Genomic DNA, 10,388 nt, shown 5'->3' with positions numbered 1-10,388 from the left:
CGTGAACCTATTTACCGTGAGACTTTTCGCTACACCCTCCAAGGGCTCTGCATGATGCCTCTATTTTACTACGCAATCAATAAAGCAGATCACATCTTCTTCTCATGGCTCAACTGGGGTTGGATGCGTAAACTAGGAGTCTATTCATACGGCATGTACCTTATTCACTACGTCGTCATAGGCATACTGCAACAACATACGTGGTTTGATTCAAAAATTATTCTTCTTGGTACAACCCTTGCTCTCTCGATCCTCTTTGCCTACATTGTAGATGAATACGTCGACAACTCTTTCAAAGGGCTCCGCGCAAAATACAGATAACATTCCAGATATAAACTCACAAAAAAGCCCGCTGGTTCACCTCCGGGCTTTTTTATACCGTAAATCTAGCCTGATGAGACAAGCATTAGACTTGAAAGTTTTCCCCTGCTCGCTCTTACTGCTACCATGTCAGCAATTCCTAATGTTTTAGCCGAGCGCTACGCTTCCCAAGCTATCCGTAATATCTGGTCTGCAGAAGGCCGCATTATCCTCGAGCGAGAGTTCTGGATCGCCGTAATGAAGGCCCAGAAAGAGCTTGGCCTCGACATTCCACAGGAAGCAATCGACGCCTACGAGTCAGTCAAGGACCAGGTGAACCTCTCAGCAATCATGGAACGCGAGCGCATCACACGTCACGACGTGAAGGCACGCATCGAAGAGTTCTGTGACCTTGCTGGACACGAGCACATTCACAAAGGCATGACTTCACGTGACCTCACAGAGAACGTGGAGCAACTCCAAGTGTACCGCTCACTTCTCATCCTTCGCGACAAGACCGTCGCAACACTCGCTAAAATCAACGAGCGCGCCCAACAATGGGAAGGTCTACTCATCACTGGACGCACACACAACGTGGCAGCGCAGCCAACCACATTCGGCAAGCGCATCGCTATGTTCGGCGAAGAACTTCTCGGTTCACTTTCATCACTCAACCACCACGTCGAGACATATGCTGTACGCGGTCTCAAAGGCGCTGTCGGTACACAGATGGATCAGATCTCACTCTTCAATGGGGATCTAGCTAAGGTAGACGCTCTCGAAAGCGGAATCAGCAAGCACCTCGGCATTCCTGAGAAATTCGACAATGTCGGCCAGGTATACCCTCGTAGCCTCGACTTCCGCACAGTTTCAGTTCTCACAGACCTTGCTGCTGGTCCATCGTCCTTCTCTCGCACTCTTCGCCTCATGGCTGGTAACGAGACAGCAAGTGAAGGCTTCGCTAAAGGCCAGACTGGATCCAGCGCTATGCCGCACAAGATGAACTCACGTTCTTGCGAGCGCGTGAATGGCTTCCAAACAATTCTCAAAGGTTACCTCGCAATGGCGTCTGGCCTTGCTGGTGATCAGTGGAACGAAGGTGATGTTTCCTGCTCAGTGGTCCGTCGTGTGATGCTTCCTGACGCATTCTACGCATGTGACGGTATGTTCGAAACATTTCTCACGATCCTCAACCAGATGGATGCATACCCTGCGGTTATCGAAGCTGAGACGGAGCACTACCTACCATTCCTCATGACAACTACGATCATGATGGAAGCAGTGAAGGCTGGTGTCGGCCGTGAGACTGCTCACAAGGTGATCAAGGAGCACGCAGTTGCTACTGTTTCTGATCTTCGCACTCGTACTGTTCGCCAGAACGACCTACTCCGCCGCCTCGCTGATGACCAGCGCATCCCTCTCACAGGTGAGCAACTCAGTGCACTCCTCGAAGAAGGCCGCCAGAACGCAGGTTCTGCTCGCAGCCAAGTCGCAGCATTCAACAAGAGTGTCAGCGCATGGACTGCTAAGTTCCCGAATGCAGCAACCTACGAGCCGGGCTCAATCCTTTAATCTTTCTTTAAAGAAAATATCAAATGGCCTAGCATCTGCTGGGCCATTTTTCTACCCACGCACTTACCTATTTTAGACTCATGCACCCGATCACTGACTCCATCAAACAAACGGCTGAAAACACACTTTTACCTGCACTCAGAACTGCTGTGGACCAGACGCAACGGGCGCGCTTGATCAAAACTTTTATTACCGAACAAGACTCGCGTATCAGAGAGATCCACGACCTTGGTGCCGGTGGTCTAGAAGTGGCCGGTGCACGCTCTGTGATGGTTGACAATGTGATTCGTGCTGCATTTCTCACCAGCCAAAAACGACTCTCAGCAGAAGCTCCTATTGAAGTCGCAGTTACTTCCGTAGGTGGATACGGTCGCGCTATACTCAACCCTGGCTCCGACATCGACCTACTCTTTCTTCTCCCTGTCAATTCCACAAAGATTCCAGCTATAACCAAAGGACTCGTAGAAGAAATCCTCTACTTACTCTGGGACACAGGCTTCAAAGTGGGGCACTCATCCCGCTCAATAAACGAGTGCATCGATGAAGCTAAATCAGAGCAGCAGTCAAAAACAGCATTGATGGATACCCGCCTGATTGCTGGTGACTCAGCGCTCGTTGAGGAATTCATTCGTCGCTACCAGCGTGATTGTATTCAAAAGAATCCTGACGCCTTCTTCGAACTTCGCCGCCAAGACTTACGCTCACGCCACCGCAAGTACTCGCACACAGTCTTCCTCCAAGAACCACATGTCAAAGAAAGCTGTGGTGGCTTGCGCGATTTTCATAACATCATTTGGGTCGAACAAGTAGAACGTGGCACCAATGAGCTTCTCGCTTTGGTGAGAGAACGCCTACTCACCAAATCAGCCTATAAAGAAATCGTGGCAGCCTATGATTTCGTCCACCGTGTGCGCAATGAACTCCACTACCATACCGGCAGCTCCACTGACATCCTCACCTTGCGACTCCAAGGCGTCGTCGCTACTAACTTCCGGTACCCTGAAGAGAGTATCTTACGCAGGTGCGAATCCTTCATGCGCGACTACTATCGCCATACCCGAGCAATCTACCATCACACATCCTCGTTGATGGAAATTTTCCAAATTGAAATCAACGAAAATGATGGAGCAAAGGGGTGGCTAAAATTTTTACCACAACCGAAAAAGAAAAGGGTCGAACTCGACGGTTTCGTCATCCGTGGTGGACGTATTTACCCAAAAAGTTCTGAAATATTCATGGAAGACTCCAGACGCATGATGCGCGTTTTCCAAGAATGCCAATTGCGCAATCTCACCCTCGCACCACAAACCAGAAAACTCATCAAAGCCAGCTGGTCCCTCATCAACACTGAATTCAGAAATTCGAAGGCTAACAGAGAAACCTTTCGTGCTATGCTAGAGCGCAAGGGAAGTGTCGCAGACATACTCAGAATGATGCACAGGTCTGGCGTTCTGGGCAGATGGATGCCTGAATTTGGGGCCCTAGACTGCCTTGTCCAACACGAATTTTTCCACCGTTACACTGCCGACGAGCACACCCTTCGCTGCATCGAGCAGCTTGATGCCCTTATAGAAGATGACAGCAGAGAGTGTGAAGTTTACCGTAAAATTCTCACCGGCCTAGAAGACCCCTATGCTATATATCTGGCAATGATTCTCCACGATACAGGACGTGCAGAAAATGTCAGAGAACACACCGATGGTTCAGCTATGCTTGCCTCACGTGTTTGTTCTAGACTCAAAATTAAGGGTGCACGCCGTTCGCTTCTCACCTTCCTTGTCGACCATCACCTCACATATTGGCGCTACGCAACCAGCAAGAATCTAGAAGACCCAGAAGTCATTGAAGAATTTGCCGGAATCATGCGCGACAGAGAGCGCTTGGAAGCCCTATTAGTCTTCACCTATGCCGACTCTAATGGAACAAACGAAGAAGCATGGTCACCATGGAAGGAATCGCTCATGCTACAGCTTTATCGCTCCACTAGAGCCTTTCTCTCAAGCGGTAAAAACCAATACAAGGTTGATAGAGAAAACGAACTTAAGAAGCTCAAAAAGCGTACAAAAAACGTTCTCAAAGAAAAATACCACAGGCAACTTGGCATACATTTTGAAACAATGCCAAAAGGCTATTTCCGCTACAGAGCTCCAGAATCACTAGCCATTCACATTCGTGCAGTGCGCCGATTCACTAAGAAAGCTGAGAAAGCTCCAGAAGGATTTCGGGAATCGGACCTCCGTTGGATCAACCACGACAACCGAGGCTATACCGAACTAGTGGTTACCACTATGAACCGCCCACTACTTATCGAGAAAGTGGCCTGTGCTCTCGCTGCATCACAAATTAACATTATCGCGGCCGACGTGTATACACGCACTGACGGCATTACCTGCGACATCTTCCACGTTTGTACTGAGGACCAACTCGCCGTGACCAATACGGCCACAAAGAAAAAAGTGAAAGAAACCTTTTCTGAGCTGATTCAAAAAGATGCTTACGATTCATCAAAACATCTAAGGAAGAAACGAAATTTCCTTCAGAAAGATGTGAATGAAGGGGGCCTCCCGTTTCCTGTTAGAGCATTTGTGAACAATCACGCCAGCCAACAATTCACAGCAATCGAAGTCCAAGCGCTCGACCGAATTGGCCTGCTTCACGATATTTTTCTTAATATTGGAAAATGCGGATTAGCCACTGTTCATGCACGTATTTGCACCGAGAAAGGTGCCGCCATGGACACCATCTACGTCAGCAACCGAGATGGATCCAAGGTTACCGACCCAGAAAAAATAATGCAACTCGAGAGCTCAATCCAGCGCCTTGTCGGATTCGAGCACGCTGATTGACCTAATCTCTAGCCGCCTGCAAACTATTTACAGGCGGCTTTTATATTTACTCGCCTACCAATTTACTCTCTTGCGGAGAAGTAATCGGATCTGCAACTGGCTTCAACAAACCATCTTTTAAGTCGTAGACCATAGCATAAATACTCAGCTGTTGGCCACGCTCCCAGGCATCTAACACTGGTGGTGATTGTGATACGTGAATTGCTTGCTCGATTGCATTGAGTTCACAGAGGCGATCAAACTTCTCTGGCTCATCGAGTTTAGCCAACTCTGGGCCATGGATTTTGATCACATCATTGACATGACGAATCCAGCTATCGACAAGGCCGAAGCGGTTCCCGGACATCGCAGCTTGCACCCCACCGCAGCCGTAGTGGCCACATACGATGATATACTTCACCTTGAGGTACTCTACTGCATAGTGAATCACTGCCAGACTATTGAAATCTGCGTGGACAACAAGGTTTGCCACATTGCGGTGGACAAAAACTTCGCCCGGATTTAGCCCCAATAGCTGGTTCGCTGGAACGCGCGAGTCAGCACAACCGATCCACAAATACTCTGGTGCTTGCCCCTGAGCTAACTGCTCAAAATATGTTGCATCCTTAGCTGTGATTTCGTCTGCCCAGTTTTTATTATTTCTCAGAATTTTCTCAATGCCGTCCATAACTTTGACTGTCTGCATAATTTCATTTTCTGCAAGTTTTTCTGAGTCTTTACCGAGAATACTCGTGACATCCCACTGATCACGGTTGCCAGCCTGACTCTATTTTGTTTCAACTCTAGCTATGGATTCGCTTTTCCCTGAGGGCCCAGAACCAAACAAGCCCAAGGGCCATGTGCCGAGTAACGCCTCCCAGCCTTTGGCTGCGAGAATGCGCCCGCAGACAATCTCCGAAATCGCCGGCCAGCAGCACATTCTAGGCGAGGGAAAATTACTCCGAAGAGCGATCGAGGCCGACCTCTTTAGCTCGCTCATCTTCTACGGGCCTCCCGGCACAGGTAAAACCACTCTAGCAACAGTCATTGCCCAGACCACTCATTCGCGATTTGAAATGCTCAATGGTGTGGAAAGCAATGTTGCGGAGATTCGCGACAAAATTGCCCAAGCCCGCACTTGGAAGAACCTCCGAGGTGAAACAACCATTCTCTTCATCGACGAGATCCACCGCTTCAACAAAGCACAACAAGACGTACTCCTCCCGCACATTGAGAGAGGAACAGTCCGGTTCATCGGCGCCACCACGCACAATCCCTACTACTACGTCAACTCACCACTCACATCACGTTCACAAATTTTCCAGCTAGAACCCGTCTCCACCGAAGACATCGTCGGGGTTCTCCGCAGAGCCATCGCAGACAGATCTAAGGGTCTTGGCTGTCTCCAAATAAATGCGCACCAAGATGCCCTCATTCACCTTGCTGAAAAATCTGACGGCGACGTTCGCAAAGCCCTAACAGCCCTCGACCTGGCAGCTTTGACAACCCCTTCTCATGCTGATGGCACTATACAAATAAACCTCAGCATTGCCGAAGAGTCCATTCAGCGCAAAGCTATCGTCTACGATGCAACCGGCGATGCCCATTACGATACCATCTCAGCATTCATCAAGTCTATCCGAGGCTCAGACCCTGATGCAGCTCTCTATTGGCTGGCCAAAATGCTCCACGCCGGCGAAGACCCCCGCTTCATCGCTCGCCGAATCGTTATTTCTGCGAGCGAAGACATCGGCCTAGCCGACTCAAATGCTCTACGCGTAGCAATGGATGCCCAGCAAGCATTCGAATTCATAGGTATGCCAGAGGGACGCATCCCACTGGCACACGCCACAGTCTATCTAGCAACCTCGCCTAAATCGAACAGCGCATATGCGGCACTGGGCTCAGCAATTGCTGATGTGGATAATGGCAGAACTCTAGCTGTCCCCGCTCACCTACGCACACCGAGCCGCAAAAAACTCTCCGCAGCCTCTGGTGAAAATGAAAAAGCATTGGAATATTTTTATTCTCATTCATTTGAAGGGAATTATGTTCCCCAGTCGTACCTCCCAGAGGGAAGACACTATTACACACCGACAGAAAACGGTTTGGAGAAGCGTATCAAAGAACGCCTTGAGCACTGGAAGTCCCTTCACAAACAACAATCACCACCTGCACCTTGATCAATGATTCGCTGGTTCGCCAAAAATCATGTAGCCGCAAATATCCTGATGGTCGCCATTCTCTTATTTGGTGGCTACACGGCCTATTTTCAACTCCCTGTCGAAATAGAACCTGCCGTATCCTTCCCGCAGATCCGTATCAGCGTCCCACTTCGCGGTGGAACTCCGAAAGATGTGGAGCAAAAGATTATTCTGCCCATCGAGCAATCTCTCAATGACATCTCCGGCATTGGAAGTATCGAATCTAGTGCTGGCCGCAACTCAGGCAATGTTGTCGTGAATGTCGATAAGGACACCGACATCGAGAAACTCAAAGCTGATATCGAATCTCGGCTCGACCGCATCAGCACCTTTCCCAGTGAAGCAGAAAAAGCAAAAATCTATATACCTAACACTGCCTACTGGCACGAGGTCATCTCTGTGGCAATCTACGGAAACTTATCCGACGCCGACCTGCTCGTCGCAGCTAAAAAAGCACGTGATGACCTCACATCGATCAATGGCATTTCCAAAGTCAACATTCAGGGGCGACTCAATAAAGAAATCACCATCGAAGTAAAACCCGAAGTACTCAATGCCTACAATCTCACTATTGATAAACTCTCACGTAAGATTCGCGAGACATCTATCGATCTATCGGCAGGCTCCATCAACAACAATGGTGAGCGCATCCTGATCCGTTCAAGCTCGCAGGCCTATGGTGTCGAGCAATTTCGCGACCTCATTATTTCTCGAGAAAATGGCTCAGAGCTCAAACTTGGCGATGTCGCCAGCGTCCAAGACACAAGAGCCTCTGACCAGAAAGTCATGCGCTACAACAACCAGAATGCCATCATTCTGGAAATCATGAGGCTCGATGGTGAGAATGCACTAAAGATAGCAAACTCAGTCCACAAATACGTTGCTAGCGCAAAAGACAGATTTCCATCGGGCATAGAGCTAGCCACTTGGGATGACGACTCGGTGAGTTTAAAGGGTCGTCTCAAAACATTAGGGGAAAACCTTCTCCAGGGTGGTATTCTCGTACTTATCTTCCTCGGCCTATTTCTCCGCCCACAAATTGCATTTTGGGTGGTTGCCGGTATACCTATCAGCTTCGCCGGAGGGCTGATTTCCATGCACTATCTGGGAGTCTCGGCAAACAACATGAGCATCTTTGGCTTCATCATCGTGCTCGGAATAGTAGTAGATGACGCTATAGTAACAGGAGAAAATATCTACTCAAGAATGAGCGAACCGGGCAAGCCCCCACTCGATGCCGCAGTCCTCGGCACCGAGGAAGTTTCCGTTCCTGTGACCTTTGGCATGCTCACCACCATTGCAGCATTTGTCCCACTCATGTTCATCGAAGGCTATTTAGGTGAAATGGCACGCCAGATTCCTCTCGTCGTGATCCCCGTACTTCTATTCTCACTAGTCGAGTCCAAACTGATTCTACCCGCCCACCTCAAGCACCTCAAAACCAACCGAAAGAGTACAGGCTGGTTCGTTAAGACTCAGCGCTACATTGCCGACTCTCTAGAAAAGTTCATTCAAAGCGTTTACAAACCCTTACTGAGTTTTGCCCTGCACCACCGCTACGCCACGCTCTCACTATTTATTACCTCCTTACTCCTTACTGCTGGCTGGTATGTTAAATCTGACAACTTCGATCCTGCCCCATCAACTGACCGATACTATATCTACGCCTCGCTCGAAACGGTCACTGGCACCTCTTATGAAGAGACTGATGAACGAGTCAAACAGGTGGTCAAAGGGCTCGAGTCAGTCCGCAACTCATTCGTCGATCCCGGCACGGGCAAATCCCTCATCGGTAATGTACTTACCTCTTCAGGCGGGAAACCATGGAATACCAGAGCTTCACCGACCGACGGATACGTTCTCGTCGAGATTATACCACCTGGCCAACGTACCGTGCCTGGTCCCAAAAACAAAGAAATCGCTGCAGCGTGGGAACTCGCGGTAGGCGACATGCAGGGAGTTAAATCATTCTACATCCGCACCGAAAAAAACAATTCAAGAGGCAAAGGGGCCAAACCAATATCCATCGATCTACGCTCCAATAACGATCAAGAACGCCTCGCAGTTGCGAGAGAAATAGAGGCCTGGCTCAATGCTAAAAAAGTCATCAAAAATGCTTGGTCTAGCAACTCACGCGAACAACGCGAACTAGAGGTTAAACTTAATGCCCAAGGACGTGAAGCCGGCCTCACTGAAGAAGGGCTGGCTCGGCAAATCCGTAGTGCTTTCTTTGGCATCCAAGTGCAGAAAATCCAGATGGCCGACTCTGAGTTACGCGTCATGCTCAAACTCCCCAAGGACCAGAGAAAATCCCTCCACACCCTCGACACGCTGCGTGTCAGCCTCCCAAACAACCAACTCGCCAGCATTGCTCAGTTTGCAAGCATCAAAGAAGGTAGCACACCGCCAAGCATTAAGCGTAAAGACGGGTCACGCGTTAGCAACGTCACAGCCCTGCCTGATGGAGAATTCAATGTCACAAAAATTGAACCCGAGCTGACAAAATACCTCAACAAGCTCATGCTCGACTACCCAGGTGTCACATGGAACTACGAGGGGGAGCTCGCCGACTACAAAGAAGGCAACAAACGCCTCATCGCACTAGCGCTGGTACTTGCCTTCACCCTATACTCACTACTGGCTATCCCGTTCAAATCCTTCACACAACCATTTCTCGTGATGCTGGCCGTTCCCTTTGGTGTCGTCGGAGCTTACTGGGCTCATGTATTCCTCGATCTTAAAGTCTCCTACCTCAGTTTCTTTGGCATGCTAGCACTCGCCGGTGTCGTGGTGAATGACTCCTTAGTCATCGTCGACTTCATCAACAAGCGCCGACTCGAAGGAACTCCGCTAAGAGAAGCAATAGCGGAATCCGGCATCAGACGCTTCCGCCCGATCTTCCTCACATCCATCACCACATTTGCGGGACTCATGCCGATCATATTCGAAAGCTCGATTCAGGCCCAGTTCCTCATCCCTATGGCAGTTTCCCTAGGCTTCGGAATCCTCTTCGCCACCGTCATCACCCTATTCCTTATCCCCTGTGCCTACGCCATCAGCGTCGACTTCTCCATACTCAAACCGAAGAAAGAGGACTAACGGCCTTGGCCGACAAGCTACGAATGTGTGATTACACATCTCCAGCCTTCGCTGAAGGAATTCTTCATTCCTAATTTTTAATTCTTAATTGAAGCGCAGCGCCCCCCTTATTTACCAATACAGAAACTCCCAAAGATCTCTCCAAGAATTTCTTCCGTATCGACTCGGCCAGCAATCTCACCGATAGCATTCAACGCCTCACGCAGGTCAATCGAGGCAAACTCAATGCCAGTGTTGAGTTCGAGTGATTCACGGGCATTAGCCAAGGACTCATCAGCCTTCTTTAGGCAATCTTGATGGCGCGCATTGATGGCCATTGCATGACCACCCCACGCTGACTCGCTTAGCAAAAGTTCATCAGAAATAGCGTCAGCTAACCCGTCGAGAC

General features: G+C 49.4%; 6 protein-coding genes and 1 pseudogene. 5 read left to right on the top strand and 2 right to left on the bottom strand.

Annotation, left to right across the window (positions count from 1 at the left end):
• The 3 genes from ABGY95_RS07190 to glnD form a co-directional block, all read left to right on the top strand.
• On the top strand, positions 1 to 321 hold a 321-nt coding region (locus ABGY95_RS07190; RefSeq protein WP_347441010.1), incomplete at its 5' end, for an acyltransferase family protein.
• Between the two features lie 126 nt (positions 322 to 447).
• Entirely contained in the window at positions 448 to 1,872 is a 1,425-nt protein-coding gene (gene purB / locus ABGY95_RS07185; protein WP_347441009.1) for an adenylosuccinate lyase, read from the top strand.
• A gap of 80 nt (positions 1,873 to 1,952) precedes the next feature.
• Entirely contained in the window at positions 1,953 to 4,718 is a 2,766-nt protein-coding gene (gene glnD / locus ABGY95_RS07180) for a [protein-PII] uridylyltransferase (protein ID WP_347441008.1), read from the top strand.
• A gap of 46 nt (positions 4,719 to 4,764) precedes the next feature.
• Here glnD and ABGY95_RS07175 read toward each other — a convergent pair whose 3' ends face one another.
• The gene (locus ABGY95_RS07175; protein WP_347441007.1) at positions 4,765 to 5,403 is read right to left on the bottom strand and encodes a carbonic anhydrase; all 639 of its coding nucleotides are present in this window, start codon (positions 5,401 to 5,403) and stop codon (positions 4,765 to 4,767) included.
• 103 nt (positions 5,404 to 5,506) lie between these two features.
• Between ABGY95_RS07175 and ABGY95_RS07170 the strand changes: the two genes are divergently transcribed.
• Positions 5,507 to 6,880 (top strand): replication-associated recombination protein A, encoded by a 1,374-nt coding sequence (locus ABGY95_RS07170; RefSeq protein WP_347441006.1) that lies wholly within the window; start codon positions 5,507 to 5,509, stop codon positions 6,878 to 6,880.
• A 3-nt stretch (positions 6,881 to 6,883) separates the two neighbouring features.
• Positions 6,884 to 10,000, top strand: coding sequence for an efflux RND transporter permease subunit (locus ABGY95_RS07165; protein WP_347441005.1), 3,117 nt, complete (start codon positions 6,884 to 6,886; stop codon positions 9,998 to 10,000).
• Between the two features lie 107 nt (positions 10,001 to 10,107).
• Here the strand turns inward: ABGY95_RS07165 and ABGY95_RS07160 are convergent.
• Positions 10,108 to 10,388, bottom strand: a pseudogene (locus tag ABGY95_RS07160) (tRNA uridine-5-carboxymethylaminomethyl(34) synthesis GTPase MnmE); the annotation flags it as partial.

This window comes from Rubritalea sp., from assembly GCF_039830215.1.
Lineage (GTDB): Bacteria > Verrucomicrobiota > Verrucomicrobiia > Verrucomicrobiales > Akkermansiaceae > Rubritalea.
This window is presented reverse-complemented; position numbering and strand designations above follow the sequence as displayed.